We start from the raw sequence: 22,098 nt of genomic DNA on the forward strand, positions 1-22,098 counted from the left end.
AGGGAGCCCGGCGCGGTCGAACGTTGTCTGCCGTGCCGCACGTGACGCCCCCCATCCCCCGAATCCTGAACAGTCCCGCCCGGACTCAGTGTGGTCGACCGTGCCGATTGCGTAAAGGTCTGACAGTCAGCCCAACGCCGATATCCTGCGATGCGAGACGAGTTTCCGCCGACCGGGACGATAGCGGAGCCGTTCTGACGAATCGTCGCCGGGGCGGCGCTGAGCGGCCGGAAGGCGGCCGGAGACGGGTAACGGAAGCCGCAGGTCCGGTCAGCCGACGGGGCGGCCGATTTGGCCGAAGATCGGCTGCCCGGCTTGACAGCAGGTGCCCGCGGCATGTGCCGGTCCGTCCGGTGACGGACGGCCGGGGCGAGGGGGCGTCAGTCGCGCCAGAGCAGCAGGACCGCGCGGTCGTCGTTGATGTCCCGGGCCACCGTCTCGATCAGCGCGGCCGCCGCACCGGCCCCCGCGCCCGGACCGCTGCCGGGCACCAGCCGGTCCGCCTCCCCCATCAGCCGGTCCATCCCCTCGGAGAGGTCCCGGCCCGGCTCCTCGACCATGCCGTCGGTGCACAGCATCAGCACGTCGCCGCGGTTCAGCCGGCCGCGCACCCCGTCGAACTTCGCGCCGTCGTAGATCCCGAGCAGCGGGCCCTCGGCCTCCTTGACCTCCCAGCGCCCGGCGCCCGCCAGCCGCTGCATCCCCGGCAGGTGCCCGGCCGACAGCAGCTCGTACTCGCCGGTGTCCAGGTCCAGCACCAGGTGGACGGCGGTCGCGAAGCCCTCCTCCCAGGACTGGCGCAGCAGGTAGCCGTTGGCGGCGGGCAGGAAGTCGTGCGCGGGCAGCGAGCCCACCAGGCCGCCGAAGGCGCCGGAGAGCAGCAGCGCGCGGGAGCCGGCGTCCATGCCCTTGCCGGAGACGTCCGCGAGGACCACCTCCAGCAGCCGCTGGCCCGGGCCGGTACGGGCGGCGACCACGAAGTCCCCGGAGAAGGACTGCCCGCCGGCCGGGCGCAGCGCCATGTCGGCGTGCCAGCCGTCCGGGAGCTCCGGCACCCGGCTCTGCACCCGCAGCCGCTCGCGCAGGTCGAACAGCATGGTCGAGCCGCCCCACCAGGGCACGCCGACCCGGGCCCGGAACTGGGCCAGCAGCAGGCCGCCCACCCCGGCGGCGCCGACCACCAGGGCCGCGCCCGGGGTGACGCCGTAGACGTAGGCCTCGGGGTTCTCGCTGGCCACCCGCTGGCCGGTGTGGATCACCGACTCGGCGGACAGGCCGAGCGCCGCCAGCGCGTACAGCACCACCAGGCTGCCGGGGCGCAGCAGCAGCGCGCCGGCCAGGATCGGCAGGACCAGCGCGGTGGGCGGGGCCCAGGCGGGGATCCAGATGTTGAGCAGGATCAGCAGCGGGACGAGCAGGGCGAGGGCGCAGAGCACCGGCCAGTCGGCGGCGCCGCCGCGGAAGTAGTCGACACCGGCCGTGCGCAGCCTTCGGCGGACCCGGCGGAGCCTCCTGCGCAACCGGGCCGTCACGGGTCCGGACGCCGTGGCGGCGCCGGGCCTCGTCGCAGTCGTCTGGGGCGGTGCGCCCGGCGGTCTGCCAGCCATGGGGCCCGACCTTATCCACGGGCACCGCCCGGCGTCGACGGGCCGGACACGAGCGGGTGCGCCGTGGCGCGGGCCCGTCAGTCGGTTTCGGCCGATTGCCGCGACGGCGGGCGCGGCGTCAGGAGGCGTGCGCCGGTTGGGCGTACGAACCACGCGGGCGGCGCACGCGCCCCGCGCGCGCCGGCGCCGGCGCGCCCGGCCCTGTGGCCGATGACACAGCCGTACGGGCCCGGGAACGGCGGCGGCCGGCCGCGTGGAGCGTGCGGCGGGCCGACGGGGGGTGGACGGGGGGAGGGATCAGCCCTGCGGGTGGTGGGCCGGGATCGGCGGGAGCTCGCCGGTGGTCTCGTACTCGCTCAGCATCTCGATCCGGCGGGTGTGCCGCGGCTCGCCGCTGTAGGGGGTGTTGAGGAAGACCTCGACGAACTTGGTGGCCTCCTCCAGCGTGTGCATGCGGCCGCCGACGGAGACCACGTTGGCGTTGTTGTGCTCGCGGCCGAGCCCGGCGGTCTGCTCGCTCCAGGCCAGCGCCGCCCGCACGCCCTTGACCTTGTTGGCGGCGATCGCCTCACCGTTGCCCGAGCCGCCGATGACGACGCCCAGCGCCTCCGGGTCGGCGGCGGTGCGCTCGGCGGCGCGCAGGCAGAACGGCGGGTAGTCGTCCTCGGCGTCGTAGATGTGCGGCCCGCAGTCGACCGGCTCGTGGCCGGCCTCCTTGAGCCACTCCACGAGGTGGTTCTTCAGTTCGTATCCGGCATGGTCTGAGCCCAGGTACACGCGCATGCCATGAGTGTGGCATGCGCGTGCGCCCGGGCCCGGCAGGGGGCTCACCGCTTCGCGGCGAGCTTCCAGACCAGCGGCAGGGCCCCGGCGGCGAGGACGGCCTTCAGGGCGTCGCCGACCAGGTACGGGTAGAGGCCGAGCTCGGCCGCCCGGGCGAGCGGGACGTGCAGCGACAGGGCCAGGTACGGGACGCCGACCGCGTAGATGGCGAGGCTGCCGAGGACCATGGTGACGGCGGTGTTCACCGGGCTCCGGTCGGCGCCGCGGCGGGCCAGCTCGCCGGTCAGGCCGGCCGCCAGGACGAAGCCGAGCACGTAGCCGAGCGAGGGCATCGTCCAGCCGGAGGTGCCCTCGGCGAACCAGGGCATCCCCGCCAGGCCGGCCAGCAGGTAGAGGGCGAGCGAGGCGATGCCGCGGCGGGCGCCGAGCGCGGTGCCGACCAGCAGAGCGGCGAAGGTCTGGCCGGTGACCGGCACCGGCGAGCCGGGGACGTTCACCGACAGCTGGGCGGCCACGCCGGTCAGGGCGGCGCCGCCGGCCACCAGGGCCAGGTCGCGGGCCTGGGCGCCGAGGCGGGTGGTGGCGGCGGGCAGCAGGTCGGCGAGGACGGCGCGGCGCGGTATCGGGGTGGTGGCAGTGGCCATCGGGGGTCTCCTGTGGGGTGCTCAGGTGAGTGAACACCTGTGAACCTACGTGGTGATCCACTACGCCACCGCCACGGTTTCGGACAAAGCCCCGCCCTCGGCCGTTGTCGGAACCGGCCCATTTCAGCCCATAACGACGCTGTGTCACCGGTCGACCCCGCCTCGTCACCGCGTGGTCCGCATGGTGGGCCCGAGGTCCCCGCTCTTGGCATGAACAGAGGTGTCGCCGGATATTGGACAGCTCATGCCGCATTCCGCACAGTCTGGATCCAGCCCTATGGCCCCCACCTCCGCGCCCAAGGCGTCCGGGACCACCGACGCCGACGGTGCCCCGGCCACCGGCCAGCAGCTCGCGCACGGCCTCAAGCAGCGCCACCTGTCGATGATCGCGCTGGGCGGGGTGATCGGCGCGGGCCTGTTCGTCGGCTCCGGCGCCGGCATCGCGGCCGCCGGTCCGGCGATCATCCTGGCGTTCACCCTCTCCGGCCTGCTGGTCATGCTGATCATGCGGATGCTCGGCGAGATGTCGGCCGCCCGCCCCGCCTCCGGATCGTTCTCGGTGCACGCCGAGAAGGAGATCGGCCCCTGGGCCGGGATCACGGCCGGCTGGATGTACTGGGTGATGCTCTGCTGCGGCGTCGCCGCCGAGGCCACCGCCGCCGGGAAGATCGTCAACGGCTGGGTGCCGGGCGTCTCCTCCTGGGTCTGGGTCGGCCTGTTCATGGTCTTCTTCTGCGCCAGCAACCTGACCGCGGTGAAGAACTTCGGCGAGTTCGAGTTCTGGTTCGCCGCCATCAAGGTCGCCGCGATCATCGCCTTCCTGGTCCTCGGCGGCCTCGGCATCGCCGGGGTGATCGGCCCCGGCGCCCCCGGCACGACCAACCTGACCGGCCAGGGCGGCTTCCTGCCCACCGGGGTCAGCGGGCTGATCGTCGGCCTGCTCGCCTCCGTCTTCGCCTACGGCGGGCTGGAGACCGTCACCATCGCCGCCGCCGAGTCCGACGACCCCCGCAAGAACGTCGCCAACGCGGTGCGCACGGCGGTGTGGCGGATCGCGATCTTCTACATCGGCTCGATGGCCCTGGTCGTCACCCTGGTCTCCTGGAAGGACCCGGCGGTGGTCACCGACGGCCCGTACGTCACCGTGCTGCGGCACCTCGGGGTGACCGGCGCCGGGACGATCATGGAGGTGGTGGTGCTGATCGCGCTGCTCTCCGCGATGAACGCCAACATCTACGGCGCCTCCCGGATGGCGTACTCGCTGGTCGGCCGCGGCCAGGGCCCCCGGGCGCTGGCCAAGGTCTCCGGCGGGGTGCCGCGCCGGGCCGTGCTGGCCTCCTGCCTGTTCGGCTTCGGCGCCGTGCTGGCCGCCAAGTTCTGGCCGGAGACCGTCTTCACCTGGCTGATGAACACCACCGGCGTGGCCATCCTGGTCGTCTGGCTGTTCATCTGCCTCGTCCAGCTGCGGATGCGCCGCCGGCTGGAGCGCGAGGCGCCCGAACTGCTCACCGTGAAGATGTGGGGCTACCCCTACCTGACCTGGATCGCGATGGCCGCCGTGGCCGGCATCCTCGCCCTGATGACCACCACCGAGGGCAACCGGCAGCAGCTGTACGCGGCCGGGGTGCTGGTCGCGCTGCTGAGCGCCGCCGGCCTGGTCAAGCAGCGGCGGGACGCGGCCGCCGCCCGCTGACCCCGGAACGCACGAGGGCCCGGTACCGCCGGCCGCGGTACCGGGCCCTTCGCGCGCCCCGCGCTACTCGAAGGACGGGCCCGCCGTACGGGTCCGCTTGATCTCGTAGAAGCCCGGGGTGGAGGCCACCAGCAGGGTGCCGTCCCAGAGCCGGGCCGCGGCCTCGCCCTTCGGGGCCGGGGTGACCACCGGGCCGAAGAAGGCGACCCGCTCGCCGTCCACGCCCTCCACCGCGATCACCGGGGTGCCGACGTCCTCGCCGACCAGGGTGATGCCCTCCTTGTGCGAGGCGCGCAGGGCCTCGTCGTACGCGTCCGTGTCGGCCGCGTCCGCCAGCTCCGCGGGCAGCCCGGCGGCCACCAGCGCCGCCTCGACCGTCTCCCGGTTCTGCGGCAGGCCCTGGTTGTGGAAGCGCAGGCCCAGCTCGGTGTAGAGCCGGCCCAGCACCTCGTCGCCGTGCTGCCGGGCGGCCGCTATGCACACCCGCACCGCGCCCCAGGCGTTGTCCAGCAGCTCGCGGTAGTTCTCCGGGAGGTCGCGGTCCTCGTTCAGCACCGACAGGCTCATCACGTGCCAGTTCACGTCCACCGGACGCAACTGCTGCACCTCGATCAGCCAGCGGGACGTCATCCACGCCCACGGGCAGGCCGGGTCGAACCAGAAGTCGGCGGTCTTGCGCTCAGCGGCAGTCGTCACGGCTGTCGTCCTTCGTGAGGTGATGACGAGGCAGGCAGGCGTGCCACCCCGACCCGTCAACACCCGCCCGCCGCCGCTGATTCCGGCCCCGCCGGGACGGCCTGTGCAATGGTACCGGCGAGGGAGGGCGTGAAAGGATGCCCCTGCGGAGCGCGGCACACCGCGCGCCGAGACCGCACCACCCACAGACGCACCACCGTGCGAGCCGGACAAAGGAGTACCGCCGTGCCGGGCAAGAACCTGAGCCGCGACGAAGCGCAGCAGCGGGCCAGCATCCTGGCCGTGGAGGGCTACCAGGTCCGGCTGGACGTGACCTCCGCCCCCGATCCGGCGGCCGCCACCTTCCGTTCCACCACCACCGTCACGTTCCGCTGCTCCCGGCCCGGCGCCGCCACCTTCCTCGACCTGCTCGCCCCCGCCGTCCACGCCGTCACCCTCAACGGCCGCGCGATCGACCCGGCCACCGCCTACGACGGCGCCCGGGTGCACGTCGACGGCCTCGCCGCCGAGAACGTCCTCACCGTCGAGGCGGACTGCGCCTACAGCCGCACCGGCGAGGGCCTGCACCGCTTCACCGACCCGGTGGACGGCGAGACGTACCTCTACACCCACTACGAGCCGGCCGACGCCCGCCGGGTCTTCGCGACCTTCGAACAGCCCGACCTGAAGGCCCCGTTCGGCTTCACCGTCACCGCCCCCGCCGCCTGGGACGTCTGGTCCAACGCCGTCCACGACAAGGTCACCGAGGAAGGCGCCGCCCGCACCTGGGAGTTCGCGCCGACCCAGCCGATCTCCAGCTACCTCACCGCCGTCGTGGCCGGCCCCTACCACGTCGCCCGCGACCACTACAGCCGCGAACTCGCCGACGGCACCACCCTGGAGATCCCGCTCTCCGCGATGTGCCGCAAGTCCCTCGCCCAGTACTTCGACGCGGACGAGATCCTCGGCGTCACCAAGCTCGGACTCGACTTCTTCCACGAGGAGTTCGACTACCCGTACCCCTTCGGCAAGTACGACCAGGCGTTCGTCCCCGAGTACAACATCGGCGCCATGGAGAACCCCGGCTGCGTCACCTTCCGCGAGGAGTTCGTCTTCCGCTCGAAGGTCACCGACGCCGCCTACGAGGGCCGCGCCAACGTCATCCTGCACGAGATGGCGCACATGTGGTTCGGCGACCTGGTCACCATGCGCTGGTGGGACGACCTGTGGCTGAAGGAGTCCTTCGCCGACTTCATGGGCTCCTACGGCCTGATCGGCGCCCGCACCCGGTACTCCTCCGCCTGGGTCACCTTCGCCAACCAGCGCAAGGCCTGGGCCTACCGGCAGGACCAGCTCCCCACCACCCACCCGATCACCGCCGACATCCGCGACCTCGAGGACGCCAAGCTCAACTTCGACGGCATCACCTACGCCAAGGGCGCCGCCGTCCTCAAGCAGCTGGTCGCCTACGTCGGCTCCGAGGCCTTCTTCGAGGGCGCCCGCCGCTACTTCAAGCGCCACGCCTTCGGCAACACCGAACTCGGCGACCTGCTGGACGTCCTGGAGGAGACCAGCGGCCGCGACCTCAAGGCCTGGGCCGCCGCCTGGCTGCAGACCGCCGGGGTCGACTCGCTCACCCCGCAGGTGACCACCGACGCCGAGGGCCGGATCACCGAACTCGCCGTCCTCCAGGACGGGACGGTGCTGCGCCCGCACCGGATCGCGATCGGCCTCTACGACCGGGACGCCGACGGCTCCCTGGTGCGCACCGAGCGGATCGAGCTCGACGTCACCGGCAACCGCACCGTCGTCGCCGAGGCCGCCGGCCGCCCCCGCCCCGCGCTGGTGCTGCTCAACGACGACGACCTCACCTACTGCAAGATCCGCTTCGACTCCGAGTCCCTGGAGACCCTGCGCACCGGCCTCGGCGACATCCACGACGAGCTGGCCCGGGCACTCGCCTGGTCCGCCGTCTGGAACCTCACCCGGGACGGCCTGATGCCGGCCCGCGACTACGTCGCCCTGGTGCTGCGCTTCGCCGGCCAGGAGGGCAACATCGGCGTGCTGCAGTCGCTGCACGCCCAGGCCAAGACCGCCGTCGACCTGTACGCCGACCCGGCCTGGCGCGGCGAGGGCGGCCGGCAGCTGGCCGACGGCGCCCTGCGCGAACTGCGCGAGGCCGTCCCCGGCAGCGACCACCAGCTGGCCTGGGCCCGCTTCCTCGCCCAGACCGCGGGCGGCGCCGAGCACCTCGGCCTGGTCCGCGGCCTGCTGGCCGGCAGCGCCCGGATCGACGGCCTGGACATCGACCAGGAGCTGCGCTGGTCGCTGTGGCTGGCGCTGGCCGCCGCCGGCCAGGCCGGCGACGAGGAACTGGCCGGGGAGCTGGCCGCCGACAACACCGCCAGCGGCAAGCGCCAGTACACCCAGTGCCTGGCCGCCCGGCCCACCGCGGAGGCCAAGGCCGCCGCCTGGTCGGCCGTGGTCGACTCCGACGAACTGCCGAACGCCCTGGTCGAGGCCCAGATCGCGGGCTTCGCGCTGCCCGCCCACCGCGACCTGACCGCGCTCTACGCGGCGCCCTACTTCAAGCTGCTGGAACGGGTCTGGGCCGAGCGGACCATCGAGATCGCGATGCGGATCGTCAGCGGGTTCTTCCCGCGCGCGCAGACCAGCGAGCAGACCCTGGCCGAGGCCGACGCCTGGCTGGACGGCCACCCGCAGGCCGCGCCGGCGCTGCGCCGCCTGGTCCTGGAGTGCCGCGACGACCTGGCCCGCGCGCTGCGGGCGCAGGCCTGCGACCGGGCCTGACACAGGCGTGAAGGGGCCCGCCGTGCGGACACGGCGGGCCCCTTCGCGTCGGGGCGTCAGTCGCGGCGCAGGCCGCGGTCCAGGGCGGCGATCGCGCTGCCCTGGGCGTCGTCGCCGTCCAGCGACCAGACCATCACGCCGCCCAGGTCGTTCCAGCGCACGTACCGCGCCTTCTGGGTGAGCACCTCGGCGGTGTCGTAGCTGTAGAAGGTGGTGCCGTCGTACTTCCAGGACGCGCCGTGGTCGCGGTCCACGTACACCTTGCCGGGCAGCGCGTTGACCTCCCGGTAGGAGAGGTCGGGGGCGGTGGCGGTGGCGCTCTGGTAGAGGCCCCCGCGCTTGCCGGGCGCGACGCCCGTCCAGCCGTGGCCGTACAGCGGGGCGCCGAGCACGATCTGCTCGGCGGGCAGGCCGCGCTCCTGGTAGTGGTCGACGGCCGTGTCGGCGCTGCGCCGGCGGGCGTCGGGGTCGGCCGGGTCGGAGTAGAGGTTGGCCTGGTGGTTGGCCGGGCCCTTGCCCTCCCAGGGGCCGTGCAGGTCGTAGGTCATCAGGTTGAGCCAGTCCACCGACTCGCTCAGCTCGGGCAGTTCGAGCCGGTCGGCGACGGTCTCGTTGGCGGCGACGGCGGCGGTCAGCAGGTAGTGCCGGCCCTTGTCGCCCTTCTTGCCGCCCTTCTTGCCGAAGTCGTCGAGCTGGCGGCGGAACTCCTGCATCAGCAGGGTGAAGTTGCGCCCGTCCTCGGGGCGGACCACGTTGCCCGCGTCCCCGCCACCGCCCGGGTACTCCCAGTCGATGTCGATGCCGTCGAAGACGCCCGCGGCCGCGCCGGCGCCGCCCTCCGGGGAGCCGGGCAGGACCGGCACGTCGCCCTTGAGGTAGAGGCCGATGCAGGAGGAGACGAACTTCTTGCGCGCGGCGTCGGTGGCGGCCGCGTCGGAGAAGTACTTGGACCAGCTCCAGCCGCCGAGCGAGATGACCGTGCGCAGCTGCGGGTTCTTCGCCTTGAGCTTGCGCAGCTGGTTGAAGTGGCCCTTCAGCTTCTGGCCCGGGGCGTCGGCCACGCCGTCGACCGACTCGGCGGCGGAGAAGGCGCGCTGGTAGTCGTTGCGGGCGTCGCCCTGGCCTGCGTCGTTGGTCTCGAAGCAGGTGCCGTCGGCGGAGACGTTGCCGAAGGCGTAGTTGACGACGGTGAGCTTCCCGGCCTGGCCGGAGTCCTGGACGCGCTTGGCGGAGCTGTCGGCGCCCCACTGGGTGAAGTAGCCGACCCGCTGGCCCTTCAGCTTCGGGCCGTGCCCGCCGTCGGCGGCGTTGGCGGTGGCGGGGGCGGCGAGCAGCGCGGCGACGGTGGCGGCGGCGAGCAGGGCTGAGGCGCGAGTGGGCATACCGGACCTGTTCTCTGAATGATCGTCAAATGGTCTGGACCAGATGGGATAGAGGTTTAGTCCATCGCGGCACACCGCACAAGGGGCAGGGCTCAGGAGAGGCAGCATGCAAAAGAGGCCGGACCGCGCGATGCGGTCCGGCCTCTCAGCCACCGGGGCGCTCAGCCCCCGGAACTAGAACTCGGTTCAGCCGAACTAGAACTCGGTTCAGCCGATGAGCGAGCGCAGCACGTACTGCAGGATGCCGCCGTTGCGGTAGTAGTCCGCCTCACCGGGGGTGTCGATGCGGACGACCGCGTCGAACTCCTTGTCACCCGCCTTGACCTTGACGGTCTTCGGGGTGCGGCCCTCGTTGAGCTCGGTCACGCCGGTGAAGGAGAAGGTCTCCTCGCCGGTCAGGCCGAGGGACTCGGCGGTCTGGCCCTCCGGGAACTGCAGCGGCAGGACGCCCATGCCGATCAGGTTCGAGCGGTGGATGCGCTCGTACGACTCGGCGATGACGGCCTTGACGCCCAGCAGCGCGGTGCCCTTGGCGGCCCAGTCGCGGGACGAGCCGGAGCCGTACTCCTTGCCGGCCAGGACGACCAGCGGGGTGCCGGCGGCCTGGTAGTTCTGCGAGGCGTCGTAGATGAACGACACCGGGCCGTCGGCCTGGGTGAAGTCGCGGGTGTAGCCGCCCTCGGTGCCCGGCGCGATCTGGTTGCGCAGACGGATGTTGGCGAAGGTGCCGCGGATCATCACCTCGTGGTTGCCGCGGCGCGAGCCGTAGGAGTTGAAGTCGCGCTTCTCGACACCGTTGGCGGTCAGGTACTGCGCCGCCGGGGTGCCCGGCTTGATGTTGCCGGCCGGGGAGATGTGGTCGGTGGTGACCGAGTCGCCCAGCTTGGCCAGGACGCGGGCGCCGGCGATGTCGGTCACCGGGCTCGGGGTCTTGGCCATGCCCTCGAAGTACGGGGGCTTGCGGACGTAGGTGGACTCGGCGTCCCACTCGAAGGTGTTGCCGGTCGGGACCGGGAGCGACTGCCAGCGGTGGTCACCGGCGAAGACGTCCTGGTAGCCCTTGTCGAACATCGCCTCGTCGATGGAGCCGGCGACGGTGTCCGCCACCTCCCGCTCCGACGGCCAGATGTCGGCGAGGAAGACGTCGTTGCCGTCGGCGTCCTGGCCCAGGGCGTCGCGGGTGATGTCGATGTTCATGTTGCCGGCCAGGGCGTAGGCGACCACCAGCGGCGGCGAGGCCAGGTAGTTCATCTTCACGTCCGGGTTGATCCGGCCCTCGAAGTTGCGGTTGCCGGAGAGCACCGAGACGACCGCCAGGTCGGCCTCGTTGACGGCGGCCGAGACCTCCTCGGGCAGCGGGCCCGAGTTGCCGATGCAGGTGACGCAGCCGTAGCCGACCAGGTTGAAGCCCAGCTTCTCCATGTACGGGAGCAGGCCGGCCTTCTCGTAGTAGTCCATGACGACCTTGGACCCGGGGGCCAGGGTGGTCTTGACCCACGGCTTGACCGTGAGGCCCTTCTCCACGGCCTTCTTCGCCAGCAGGGCGGCGCCCAGCATGACGGAGGGGTTGGAGGTGTTGGTGCAGGAGGTGATCGAGGCGATCACGACCGCGCCGTTGTCGATCTCGTACGTCGACCCGTCGGGGGCGGTGACGGCGGTCGGCTTCGAGGCCTCGGCGGAGTAGGTCGGCAGCGCCTCGGCGAACCGGGTGGCGGCCTCGGCCAGGACGACGCGGTCCTGCGGGCGCTTCGGGCCGGAGATCGACGGGACGACGGTGGAGACGTCCAGCTCCAGGTACTCGGAGAAGACCGGCTCGACCGACGGGTCGTGCCAGAGGCCCTGCTCCTTGGCGTACGCCTCGACCAGGGCGAGCTGCTGCTCGTCGCGGCCGGTGAGCTTGAGGTAGTTGATGGTCTCGGCGTCGATCGGGAAGATCGCGCAGGTCGAGCCGAACTCCGGCGACATGTTGCCGATGGTGGCGCGGTTGGCCAGCGGGATCGCGGAGACGCCCTCGCCGTAGAACTCGACGAACTTGCCGACCACACCGTGCTTGCGCAGCATCTCGGTGATGGTGAGCACCAGGTCGGTGGCGGTGGTGCCGGCCGGCAGCTGGCCGTTGAGCTTGAAGCCGACCACGCGCGGGATCAGCATGGAGACCGGCTGGCCCAGCATCGCGGCCTCGGCCTCGATGCCGCCGACGCCCCAGCCCAGCACGCCCAGGCCGTTGACCATGGTGGTGTGCGAGTCGGTGCCGACGCAGGTGTCCGGGTAGGCCTGGCCGCCGCGGACCATGATGGTGCGGGCCAGGTGCTCGATGTTCACCTGGTGGACGATGCCGGTGCCGGGCGGGACGACCTTGAACTCGTCGAAGGCGGTCTGGCCCCAGCGCAGGAACTGGTAGCGCTCCTTGTTGCGGCCGTACTCGATCTCGACGTTCTGGACGAAGGCGTCCGGGGTGCCGAACTTGTCGGCGATGACGGAGTGGTCGATGACCAGCTCGGCCGGGGCAAGCGGGTTGATCTTGGCCGGGTCGCCGCCCAGCTCCTTGACGGCCTCACGCATGGTGGCGAGGTCGACCACGCACGGCACACCGGTGAAGTCCTGCATGATCACGCGGGCCGGGGTGAACTGGATCTCCTGGCTCGGCTGGGCGCTGGCGTCCCAGTTGCCGAGCGCGCGGATGTGGTCGGCGGTGATGTTCGCGCCGTCCTCCGTGCGGAGCAGGTTCTCCAGCAGCACCTTGAGGCTGTACGGCAGCCGCTCGGAACCCTCGACGGCGGAGAGCTTGAAGATCTCGTACGACTCGTCGCCCACCTGCAGCGAGCTGCGGGCGTCGAAGCTGTTCGCGGACACGACTGACTCCTTCTGGGTGCTTCGTGCGGTATCCGGCCGCCACGGTGGTAAGGTCAGCCTTACTTAGGCTTACCTTGCCCGCATCGCCGGCGAGCTCCGCTCGGCAAGTATCTTGATGTCGAGATATATCCTATGGGGCAGTTATCTCGATGTCGAGATAAACCATAGTGCATGCCGTCACCTTCACCACCGCAGGCATGCCTGGGTCGGCAAAAGCGCAGGTCAGTGGCCATTTGGGCGGCGGCGGTCGGCAATCGCACCGCAGTCGGCCCGCCACTGGCCCACCACCGGCTCACACCGGTTCACACCAGCTCACCACCGGAACCGCCGGTCGGCGACGGGACGAGCAGAGGCGCGCCCGCGCGGCCCGCGCGCCTCCGGGCCCGTTCGAGGGTGTCCGCCGGCGCCCGACGCCGTTGAGCAGGGTGTCCGTCGCCCTGCCCCTGGAAGGCCCCTTGATGTCCGCTCCGCTCGCCGCCACTCCGCTCGCCGCCGCACTGCTGCCGCTGGCCCTGCTCGTCCCCGCCGCCGCCTCGTCGGCCCCCGTCGCCCCGTCGGTCGCCGCTGCCTCGCCGGTCTCCGTCGTCGAGGCCGCCTTCGACCCCGCGACGGCCTTCGTCCCGCCGACCGCCGTCAGCTACGCGGACGACCTCGTGCCGTACGGCGCGCACACCCGGATCGTCACCGACCGCTCCGCCCCGGGGCGGACGGTGCTCACCATGACCGTCACCGGGCTCGCCCCCGACCACGAGTTCCCGGTCCACCTGCACACCGGCTCCTGCGGGGCCGACCCGGCCTCGTCCGGACCGCACTACCAGGACGCCGTGGACCCGGTGCAGCCGTCCACCGACCCGGCGTACGCCAACGGGCGCAACGAACTGCGGCTGGCGCTGCGCACCGACGAGCACGGCGAGGGCACCGCGACGGCCTCGGTGCCCTGGCAGCCGCGGCCGGGCGAGGCCCGCTCGCTGGTGATGCACGCGGGCACCCCGACCGGCCCGCACGCGGCGGGCGACCGGGCGGCCTGCGTCAAGCTGGAGAAGTGAGCTTCCGCCTCAGGAGCCGAGGGTGGCGACCAGGACCGCCTTGATGGTGTGCAGGCGGTTCTCGGCCTGGTCGAACACGACGGAGTGCGCCGACTCGAACAGCTCGTCGGTGCACTCCAGCTCGGTCATGCCGGTCGCCTCGTACATCTGCCGCCCGAGCACCGTGCCGAGGTCGTGGAACGCGGGCAGGCAGTGCAGGAACTTCACGGCCGGGTTGCCGGTGGCCCGGACGGTGTCCATCGACACCTGGTAGGGCTTGAGCAACTCGATCCGCTCGGCCCAGACCTCCTTGGGCTCGCCCATCGAGACCCAGACATCGGTGTAGAGGAAGTCCACGTCGGCCACGCCCTCGGCCACGTCCTCGGTGAGGGTGATCCGGGCGCCGGTCGCCTCGGCCAGCGTCTCGGCCACCTCCCGGACCTCCTCGGCCGGCCAGAGGGAGCGCGGGGCGACGATCCGGACGTCCATGCCGAGCAGGGCGCCGGTGACCAGCAGCGAGTTGCCCATGTTGGAGCGGGCGTCGCCGAGGTACGCGAGGGCGGTCCCGGTCAGCGGCTTGGTGCTGTGCTCGGTGATGGTGAGGACGTCGGCCAGCATCTGGGTGGGGTGCCACTCGTCGGTGAGACCGTTCCAGACCGGGACGCCGGCGTTCGCCGCCAGCTCCTCGACGATCTCCTGGCCGTGGCCGCGGTACTCGATGCCGTCGAACATCCGGCCGAGCACCCGGGCGGTGTCCCGGATGGACTCCTTGTGGCCGATCTGCGAACCGGACGGGTCCAGGTAGGTGGTGGTGGCGCCCTGGTCGTGGGCGGCGACCTCGAAGGCGCAGCGGGTGCGGGTGGAGGTCTTCTCGAAGATCAGCGCGATGTTCTTCCCGCGCAGCCGGGGCTGCTCGGTGCCCGCATACTTGGCCGCCTTGAGTCCGGCGGCGAGGTCCACCAGGAAGCGGAACTCCTGGGGCGTGAAGTCGAGCTCCTTGAGGAAGTGCCTGTTCCGGAGGTTGAAGGCCATACCGGGCTCCTGGGATGACGGGGCGTACGGGAAAGTAGCAAGTCTATACGATACTCGGAATTTCTATACACGGCGGGGGTGGGAGAGGGGGAGCCCCGCCGCGGACTCCCCCTCGACACCCGACCGGCCCACAGCTGCGGGCGCCCTCTGCGCCCGACCGGCCTACAGCCGTGGGCGACCTCGACGCCCGGCCGGCCTACAGGCGCGGATCGACCGGCTCGGACTCCAGCGCGAGCACCGCGAACACCGGCTCGTGCACCCGCCACAGCGGCTCGCCGGCCGCCAGCCGGTCCAGCGCCTCCAGGCCCAGCGCGTACTCGCGCAGCGCCAGCGAGCGCTTGTGGCCCAGCGACCGCTCGCGCAGCCGGTCCAGGTACTCGGTGTAGTCCGGGCCGTAGACGATCCGCAGGTACTCCCGGCCGCGCACCTTCACCCCCGGCTGCACCAACCCGCCCGGACGGCCCCCGCCCCGCTTCGTGCGCACCACCGAGGCCAGCGGTTTGACCACCATGCCCTCGCCGCCCGCCGCCGTCAGCTCCTCCCACCAGGCCGTGGCGGCCGCCACCGAGGCCTCGTCCTCGGTGTCCACCAGGAGGCGGCCGGTGCGGTGCAGGACCGGCGCCCGGCCGCCGTCCGCTTCGGACGCCGTCTCGGGCGCCGTCTCGGGCGCGGCTTCGCGTGCGGCTTCGCGTGCGGCTTCGCGTGCGGCTTCGCGTGCGGCTTCGCGTGCGGCTTCGCGTGCGGCTTCGCGTGCGGCTTCGGCCGGCGCTTCGTCGGCCGCGACCAGGCGGTCGATCCAGGCCAGGTGCTCGTCGTGCGGGCGCACCGCGAGGTTCGCCCCCTCGGCGGCCAGCACCTGGAACGGCGCCAGCCGCACGCCCGACAGCCCCTCGGTCGGCCAGCAGTACCGCCGGTACGCCTCGGTGAACGCCTGCGCGTCGGCCGCGCGCCGCTGCTGCTTGGCGGTCAGCTCCGCCAGGTCCAGCCCGCGACCGGCCGCCCGCTCCAGGGCCGCCAGCGCCTCCGGCAGGGCAGCGCCCGCCGCAGCGCCGACCGCCGCGTACTGGCGGCGCAGCAGTTCCACGGCCTTCAGCGACCAGGGCATCAGCTCGGCGTCCAACAGCAGCCAGCCGGTGCCCAGCTCGTCGAACAGCCCCGAGCGCTCGGTGGCCGCCCGTACCCGGCCCAGCAGGGCCGCGGTCAGGCCGTCGTCGGCGAGGAACGCCCGGCCCGTCCTGGTCCAGATCGCTCCCGGACCGGCCACGCCGAAGCGCCGCTCCAGCGCCGCGTCGTCCCGGGCGACCAGCACCACCGCGCGGGAGCCCATGTGCTTCTCCTCGCACACCAGGTGCCGCACGCCGTCCGCGCGGTAGGCGGCGAACGCCTCCTGCGGGTGCTCCAGGAAGCCGTCCCGGCGGGAGGCCGCGCTCGGCGCCATGGTCGGCGGCAGGTACGCCAGCAGCCGCGGGTCCAGCGCGAAGCGGCTCATCACCTCCAGCGCCGCCGCCGCGTTCTCCTCCCGGACGGCGACCCGCCCGTGCAGCCCGGTCTCGACGATCCGGCGGCCCGCCACGTCGGCGAGATCCAGCGGACGGCCCTCGCGGGCGCCCGGCGCGTCCGTGGCCAGCGGGCGCACCGGCGCGTACCACTCCCGCTCGGCCGGCACGCTCACCAGCTCCCGCTCCGGGTAGCGCAGCGCCGTCAGGGTGCCGCCGAACACGCAACCGGTGTCCAGGCAGACGGTGTTGTTGACGAAGCTCGCCGACGGCACCGGCGTGTGGCCGTACACCACCAGCGCCTTGCCCCGGTACTCCTCCGCCCACGGGTAGCGCACCGGCAGGCCGTACTCGTCGGTCTCGCCGGTGGTCTCCCCGTACAGCGCGTGCGAGCGCACCCGGCCCGAGTTGCGGCCGTGGTAGCGCTCCGGCAGACCGGCGTGGCAGACCACCAGCGCGCCGCCGTCCAGCAGGTAGTGGCTCACCAGGCCGCGCATGAACTCCCGCACCTCGGCCCGGAACTCCTCGGACTCGCCGGCCAGCTGATCCAGCGACTCCTGCAGGCCGTAGGCGACGTTGACCTTCTTGCCGTCCAGCGCCCGGCCCAGCTTGTTCTCGTGGTTGCCCGGCACGCACAGCGCGTGCCCGGCCGCGACCATGCCCATCACCAGGCGCAGCACACCCGGCGTGTCCGGGCCGCGGTCGACCAGGTCACCGACGAACACGGCGGTACGGCCCGCCGGCGGCACCGCGTCCACCGGCCGGCCCCCGGCGTCCCGGGTCAGCGTGTAGCCGAGGCGGGTCAGCAGGGTCTCCAGCTCGGAGCGGCAGCCGTGGATGTCGCCGACGATGTCGAACGGGCCGGTCAGGTGACGCAGGTCGTTGTAGCGCTTCTCCAGCTCCACCTCGGCCGCCGCCACCTCGGCCTCGCCGCGCAGCACGTGCACCTTGCGGAAGCCCTCGCGCTCCAGGCCGCGCAGGGAACGGCGCAGCTCGCGGTGCTGGCGCGGGACGACGTGGGCCGGCAGCTGGCGGTCCGCGCGGGAGCGGTTGCGCTCGACGCACACGCCCGGCGGGACGTCCAGCACGATCGCGATCGGCAGCACGTCGTGCTCGCGGGCGATCCGCACCAGCTGGTGGCGTGCCTCGGGCTGGACGTTGGTGGCGTCCACGACGGTCAGCCGGCCGGCCGCGAGGCGCTTGCCGACGATGTAGTGCAGGACGTCGAAGGCCTCGGCGGAGGCCGACTGGTCGTTCTCGTCGTCGGCGACCAGGCCGCGGCAGAAGTCGGAGGAGACGACCTGGGTGGGCAGGAAGTGGCGGCGGGCGAAGGTCGACTTGCCGGCGCCGCTGGTGCCGATCAGGACGACGAGGGAGACGTCGGTGACGGGGAGGCGGCGGGGGGCGGGGTGGTCCTGGGGCAGTTCCTGGTCGTGCTCCTGGTCCTGGTGCTGGTGCTGCTCGGGCGTCGGGGTCGCTTCGTCGGTCATCGGGATTCGCCTCCTTCGGGCGCCGGGTCGGTCGGGGTCCGGTCGGTCGGGGTCTGCGCGGTCCGGGTGGTGCCGGTCGTGGTCTGCTCGGGCAAGGTCTGCTCGACAGGGCCGGTGCCGAGGCGGAACAGGGCCAGCTGGGTCGGCGCGCCGACCTCCCCGTCCTCCGGCCCCACCGGGCGCAGCACCACCGTGTAACCGAACGCGGCCGCGACCCGCTCGGCCCACGCGCGGAACTCGGCGCGCGACCACTCGAAGCGGTGGTCGGCGTGCCGGACAGCGCCCGCCGGCAGGCTCTCCCAACGGACGTTGTACTCGGCGTTCGGCGTGGTGACGACCACCGCCCCCGGCCGGGCCGCGCCGAACACCGCGTACTCCAGCGCGGGCAGCCTGGGCAGGTCCAGGTGCTCGACCACCTCGCACAGCACCGCCGCGTCGAAGCCCTTCAACCGGGTGTCCGTGTACGTCAGCGCACCCTGCGCCAGCGTCACCCGGGCCGCCTGCCGCTCCGGCATCCGGTCCAGGCGCAATCCGCGGGCCGCCGCCTGCAACGCCCGCGCGGACACGTCCACGCCGAGCACCTCGGTGAACCGGGCGTCCTTCAGCAGTTCGCCGATCAACTCACCCCGGCCGCAGCCGAGATCGGCGACGCGGGCCGCGCCCACCTCCCGCAGGGCGGCGAGGATCGCGGCGCGGCGCTGCCCGGCGAGGGACGGCGGCCCGGGCTCCGATGTCGCCCCGGCGGCCTCCGCCTGCTCCTCCGGCCGGTCGTCGACCGCGTTGTCGACCTCCTCGGGCTCCCGGTCGTCCGCCTCCGCCAGCCGGGCCAGCTCCAGACGCTCCAGCGCCACCCGGGTCAGCGCCCGGCTCCGGGACAGGTAGCGGCGGGTGATCAGGGCGCGCTCCGGGTGGGCGGCCAGCCAGCCCTCGCCGGCGGCGAGCAGCTTGTCCACCTCGTCCGGGGCGACCCAGTAGTGCTTGGCGCCGTCCAGCACCGGCAGCAGCACGTACAGCTGCTGGAGCGCGTCGGCGAGCCGCACGGCGTCCGAGACCAGCGTGAGCCGCACGTACCGGGACTCGCCCCACTCCGGGAACGCCTCGTCCAGCGGGAGCGCCACCGCCTCGACCCGCCAGCCCAGCGGCTCGAACAGCCGGAGCGCCATCGCCGGGCCACCGCCCTCGCCCGCGCCGTTCGCGGGCACCGCGGGCAGCGTGATCCGCAGCGGGCGCGGGCGCTCCGCCAGCCCCGGCCGGGCCGGGCAGTCGCCCTTCATCGCGGACCGGAACACCGTCCGAAGCGCCACCGCGAGCAGCGAGGACGCCGCGTACGGGCGGTCGTTGACGTACTGGGCGAGCGCGAAGTCCGGCGAACCGCCGCGCCCCTTGCCCCGGCCCTTGCGGACCAGCGCGATCGGATCGACGTCCAGCAGCAGCGCCGCCGTGCAGACGTCGTCGCCCGCATCGGGGTAGAAGACGTGCGCCTCGCCGTGCGACGTCGCGAACCGCTGGACCTTGCCCGGGTGCTTGTGCAGCAGGAAGCCGAGATCGGTGGCCGGGCCCTCGACGCTGCCGGTGGTGGAGATCGACATGAACACCTGCCCGAGTATCACCGAGCAAACCTCCGCTGAACACCGGGTTTCCCGGTGCGGCGGCCGTCCGCCGCGGCCCGCCGGCGGCCGTGTACGCACGGCGGGGGCCTGCCGACCGGCGGCCGCGTCCGCACGACGGGCGTGTTCGGCAGCGGAGCCCCGCATTGGTTAACGTGCACGGTGTGACTGCTGAATCGACCTCCCTCCCGAACGGGGCCGTGGCCGCCGGCCTGGCCACCATCGCCGCCGACGGCACCGTCCTCGACACCTGGTTCCCCGCCCCCGCCCTGGCCGCCGAGCCCGGCCCGGCCGGCACCGTCCGCCTGACCGCCGAGCAGGCCGAGGCCGAACTCGGCGCCGGCGCCGCCGAGGCGCTGCGCGCCGACGCGCGCCGCGGCGTCGAGGTGGTCGCCGTGCGCACCACCATCGCCTCGCTCGACGAGAAGCCGCTCGACACCCACGACGTGTACCTGCGCCTGCACCTGCTCAGCCACCGCCTGGTCAAGCCGCACGGCCAGAACCTGGACGGCGTCTTCGGACTGCTCGCCAACGTCGCGTGGACCAGCATCGGCCCCGTCCCGGTGGACACGGTCGAGCAGGCCCGCCTCGCGGTCCGCGCCCAGGGCGGCCAGCTCGCCGTGTACGGCATCGACAAGTTCCCGCGGATGACCGACTACGTCGCCCCGTCCGGCGTGCGCATCGCCCACGCCGACCGCGTCCGCCTCGGCGCCCACCTGGCCGTCGGCACCACCGTGATGCACGAGGGCTTCGTCAACTTCAACGCCGGCACCCTCGGCACCTCCATGGTCGAGGGCCGGATCAGCGCGGGCGTCGTCGTCGGCGACCACAGCGACATCGGCGGCGGCGCCTCGATCATGGGCACCCTCTCCGGCGGCGGCAAGCAGGTCGTCTCGGTCGGCGAGCGCTGCCTGCTCGGCGCCAACGCCGGCATCGGCATCTCGCTCGGCAGCGACTGCGTCATCGAGGCCGGCCTCTACGTCACCGCCGGCACCCGGGTCACCACCCCGGACGGCACCGTGGCCAAGGCCGTCGAGCTGTCCGGCCAGGACAACCTGCTGTTCCGCCGCAACTCGCAGACCGGCGCCGTCGAGGTCATCGCCCGCTCCGGCTCCTGGGGCGGCCTCAACGCCGACCTGCACGCCCACAACTGACCTGCGGGACCACGCCATCGGGGTCCGGAGCCGACTCGGGCTCCGGACCCCGAGTGCGTGCTCCGGCTTGCGGTGGGGGGCGGGCCCCCCTCCCCCCCTCCCCCCTCCCCTCCCTTCCGCCCTCCCCTCCCTTCCTCTCGCCCGAAGCCTTGGCCCTGTCCCGGCTTGGTCGGGCGCCCGGCTTGCTCGGCGCCGAGCAAGCCGGGTGTGTCTCGTGCGCCTAGCCCCGGCCGCTTCGCGGCGGCAAGCCGGGATCACCCAGGAGGCTTACGGTGTAACGGAGTTGGACCACATCGGGTGGTACGCGGTGACCGGCCGCCGGAGCGGTTCGTTGGTTGCTGCAGCGGGGGCGTGCGCCTCGGTGGCGAGGCATCAGGCACCCCCGCTGCGCGGGCCGAGCCACCGTCGGCCGCTTCACGCCGCACTACCGATCCGAAGAGGTCCCGTCATGTCCCAACCAACTGCCACGCCGCAGCTCCCGAGCAGCCCGGCGGGCTCGGCCGCCGGTACCTCGTCCGGGCCCGCCGCGCAGAAGAGCCTGCTGGAACAGATGCAGGAACTGCTCGCCTCGGTGTCCGCGGATCTCGCCGAGTTGCAGTCCTCCGGCATCCGGGAGGACGGCCCGGCCACCTATCCCACCGGTACGGACACCTCCTCCGACGCTCCCGCCACGCCAGGCACCCGATAGTCCGGCGCCTGCTCCTCCCCCGTCGGCCCGCCCTCGTCCGGCGGGCCGAGCCGGACCACGAGTAAGGGCGAGCCCCGCTCGGCCGGCGCCCCGCCGAGCACCGCGCCCTCCTCTTCCTCCAACCTGCCCGCCGCCTTCCACAGCCGCCCGGCCAGGTCCTTGCACTCCGACACCGCGTCCACGCCGTCGATGCACGTCCAGTAGAGGCTCTCGGTGTCGGCCCCGCAGGCCAGCACCACCAGCGTCTCCCCGACGTCCCGCAGCAGCCCGTCCAGCGCACCCAAGGTCGGCGCCAGCTCGCCGAGTTCGGTGAGCCGCCCGGCCCGGCCGCCGCTCAGCACGGCGGCCCTGACGACCGAGCGTTCCAGGCAGACCGCCGCGTGCGCCGCGGCCTCGGACAGCTGCTGCCCCAGCCCGGTGAGCTCGTCGTCGTCCAGCTCCGCCAGCCTGGCCCCCACCGCCTCGGTGAGCAGCGCGGCCTGCCGCGCCTCGGCCAGCACATCCGGTACGTGCCTGGCCTCGGCCAGGGCGTGCCGGGCCCTCTTGATCAGTCGCAGCGCCTCCATGGCCGCCACTCCTTCCGCTCGCTGTCGCCGTGGGACCACGACCGCCGGAGGGGCGGTCAGGTGGTCACGGCGAAAGCGTGCGGCGAAGTCGGCGAGGCCGCATCCGTCATCGGGAAAGCTGTGGACAAGTCCGGGGCTGTGGATAACTCCCGTCCCTCACAAGGACTATTCGTCCACGTCCGGGTTGACACCCGCCCCGTCCGGGTCGGCGTCCGCCGGTCCGTCCGGCACCGGGAAGCGGAGCTCGTTCCGCTCGATCTTGGCCGCGAGGGCCTCCAGCGGATCCACCCCGACCACCGTGCAGAACTGCACCAGGTACGCGAGGACGTCCGCGACCTCGTCCCGCACCCGGTGGGCCCGCTCCGGCTCGGACATCACCGCGGCCGCCTGCTCGGGCGTCAACCACTGGAAGATCTCCAGCAGTTCGCCGGCCTCCACGCTCAGCGCGGCCGCCAGGTTCTTCGGCGTGTGGAAGGGCTCCCAGCGCCGGGCCGCCGCGAAGTCCGCCAGCCGCTGCCGCAGGGCCTCCAAGGTCGGCCCGGTGGGCCCGGTGGGCCCGGCCGGTTCCCCCGGCCTCGTCACTCGTTCGTTC

Annotated in this window: 16 protein-coding genes; 5 read left to right on the forward strand and 11 right to left on the reverse strand. The window is 72.9% G+C overall.

Annotated elements, in window-relative coordinates; translation table 11 throughout:
* Window positions 1-380: 380 nt before the first annotated feature.
* The 3 genes from ACFWPT_RS28920 to ACFWPT_RS28930 form a co-directional block, all read right to left on the reverse strand.
* Window positions 381-1,520: a PP2C family protein-serine/threonine phosphatase gene (locus ACFWPT_RS28920; protein ID WP_063351101.1), complete on the reverse strand. Its 1,140-nt coding sequence runs from the start codon at window positions 1,518-1,520 to the stop codon at window positions 381-383.
* A 384-nt stretch (window positions 1,521-1,904) separates the two neighbouring features.
* Window positions 1,905-2,390: a ribose-5-phosphate isomerase gene (locus ACFWPT_RS28925; protein ID WP_063347575.1), complete on the reverse strand. Its 486-nt coding sequence runs from the start codon at window positions 2,388-2,390 to the stop codon at window positions 1,905-1,907.
* A 44-nt stretch (window positions 2,391-2,434) separates the two neighbouring features.
* Entirely contained in the window at window positions 2,435-3,034 is a 600-nt protein-coding gene (locus ACFWPT_RS28930; protein WP_063347576.1) for a biotin transporter BioY, read from the reverse strand.
* 277 nt (window positions 3,035-3,311) lie between these two features.
* On the opposite strand from ACFWPT_RS28930, the gene ACFWPT_RS28935 reads away from it, so the two are divergent.
* Entirely contained in the window at window positions 3,312-4,727 is a 1,416-nt protein-coding gene (locus ACFWPT_RS28935; RefSeq protein ID WP_063347577.1) for an amino acid permease, read from the forward strand.
* A gap of 63 nt (window positions 4,728-4,790) precedes the next feature.
* Here ACFWPT_RS28935 and ACFWPT_RS28940 read toward each other — a convergent pair whose 3' ends face one another.
* Window positions 4,791-5,423, reverse strand: coding sequence for a DsbA family protein (locus tag ACFWPT_RS28940; protein WP_380336936.1), 633 nt, complete (start codon window positions 5,421-5,423; stop codon window positions 4,791-4,793).
* 225 nt (window positions 5,424-5,648) lie between these two features.
* Here ACFWPT_RS28940 and pepN point away from each other — a divergent pair, with 225 nt between their 5' ends.
* Window positions 5,649-8,213, forward strand: a complete 2,565-nt coding sequence (gene pepN / locus ACFWPT_RS28945) for an aminopeptidase N (protein WP_380485327.1) — start codon at window positions 5,649-5,651, stop codon at window positions 8,211-8,213.
* Window positions 8,214-8,269: 56 nt separating this feature from the next.
* On the opposite strand, the gene ACFWPT_RS28950 is transcribed toward pepN, so the two are convergent.
* Both ACFWPT_RS28950 and acnA read right to left on the reverse strand, forming a co-directional pair.
* Complete coding sequence (locus ACFWPT_RS28950) at window positions 8,270-9,595, reverse strand: glycoside hydrolase family 18 protein (protein WP_380371228.1); 1,326 nt, start codon at window positions 9,593-9,595, stop codon at window positions 8,270-8,272.
* A gap of 207 nt (window positions 9,596-9,802) precedes the next feature.
* Window positions 9,803-12,448 carry an aconitate hydratase AcnA gene (acnA, locus tag ACFWPT_RS28955; RefSeq protein WP_063347581.1) on the reverse strand — a complete coding sequence of 882 codons (2,646 nt, stop codon included), beginning with the start codon at window positions 12,446-12,448 and terminating at the stop codon, window positions 9,803-9,805.
* 458 nt (window positions 12,449-12,906) lie between these two features.
* Here acnA and ACFWPT_RS28960 point away from each other — a divergent pair, with 458 nt between their 5' ends.
* Window positions 12,907-13,494: a superoxide dismutase family protein gene (locus ACFWPT_RS28960; RefSeq protein ID WP_380485330.1), complete on the forward strand. Its 588-nt coding sequence runs from the start codon at window positions 12,907-12,909 to the stop codon at window positions 13,492-13,494.
* A 9-nt stretch (window positions 13,495-13,503) separates the two neighbouring features.
* Here the strand turns inward: ACFWPT_RS28960 and argF are convergent, their stop codons facing one another.
* From argF to ACFWPT_RS28975, 3 genes are all read right to left on the reverse strand, one after another.
* A complete protein-coding gene (gene argF, locus ACFWPT_RS28965; protein ID WP_380485332.1) occupies window positions 13,504-14,505 on the reverse strand; it encodes an ornithine carbamoyltransferase in 1,002 nt (333 codons plus the stop codon).
* A 196-nt stretch (window positions 14,506-14,701) separates the two neighbouring features.
* Window positions 14,702-17,491, reverse strand: coding sequence for a polynucleotide kinase-phosphatase (locus tag ACFWPT_RS28970; RefSeq protein ID WP_380485334.1), 2,790 nt, complete (start codon window positions 17,489-17,491; stop codon window positions 14,702-14,704).
* Window positions 17,488-19,086 carry a 3' terminal RNA ribose 2'-O-methyltransferase Hen1 gene (locus tag ACFWPT_RS28975; RefSeq protein WP_380485354.1) on the reverse strand — a complete coding sequence of 533 codons (1,599 nt, stop codon included), beginning with the start codon at window positions 19,084-19,086 and terminating at the stop codon, window positions 17,488-17,490. Before ACFWPT_RS28975 ends, ACFWPT_RS28970 begins: the two co-directional genes overlap by 4 nt.
* A gap of 176 nt (window positions 19,087-19,262) precedes the next feature.
* Between ACFWPT_RS28975 and dapD the strand changes: the two genes are divergently transcribed.
* Entirely contained in the window at window positions 19,263-20,252 is a 990-nt protein-coding gene (gene dapD / locus ACFWPT_RS28980) for a 2,3,4,5-tetrahydropyridine-2,6-dicarboxylate N-succinyltransferase (RefSeq protein WP_063347584.1), read from the forward strand.
* A gap of 448 nt (window positions 20,253-20,700) precedes the next feature.
* Window positions 20,701-20,940, forward strand: coding sequence for a hypothetical protein (locus tag ACFWPT_RS28985; protein ID WP_380371214.1), 240 nt, complete (start codon window positions 20,701-20,703; stop codon window positions 20,938-20,940).
* Here the strand turns inward: ACFWPT_RS28985 and ACFWPT_RS28990 are convergent.
* Together ACFWPT_RS28990 and ACFWPT_RS28995 are read right to left on the reverse strand one after the other, a co-directional pair.
* Window positions 20,883-21,506: a DUF6099 family protein gene (locus ACFWPT_RS28990; RefSeq protein WP_380485336.1), complete on the reverse strand. Its 624-nt coding sequence runs from the start codon at window positions 21,504-21,506 to the stop codon at window positions 20,883-20,885. The two genes, ACFWPT_RS28985 and ACFWPT_RS28990, sit on opposite strands and share 58 nt — an antisense overlap.
* Before the next feature lie 165 nt (window positions 21,507-21,671).
* Complete coding sequence (locus ACFWPT_RS28995; RefSeq protein ID WP_380336988.1) at window positions 21,672-22,037, reverse strand: nucleotide pyrophosphohydrolase; 366 nt, start codon at window positions 22,035-22,037, stop codon at window positions 21,672-21,674.
* Between the last annotated feature and the right edge of the window lie 61 nt (window positions 22,038-22,098).

Origin of the sequence: Kitasatospora sp. NPDC058478 (assembly GCF_042720345.1) — a bacterium.
Taxonomy (GTDB): domain Bacteria; phylum Actinomycetota; class Actinomycetes; order Streptomycetales; family Streptomycetaceae; genus Kitasatospora.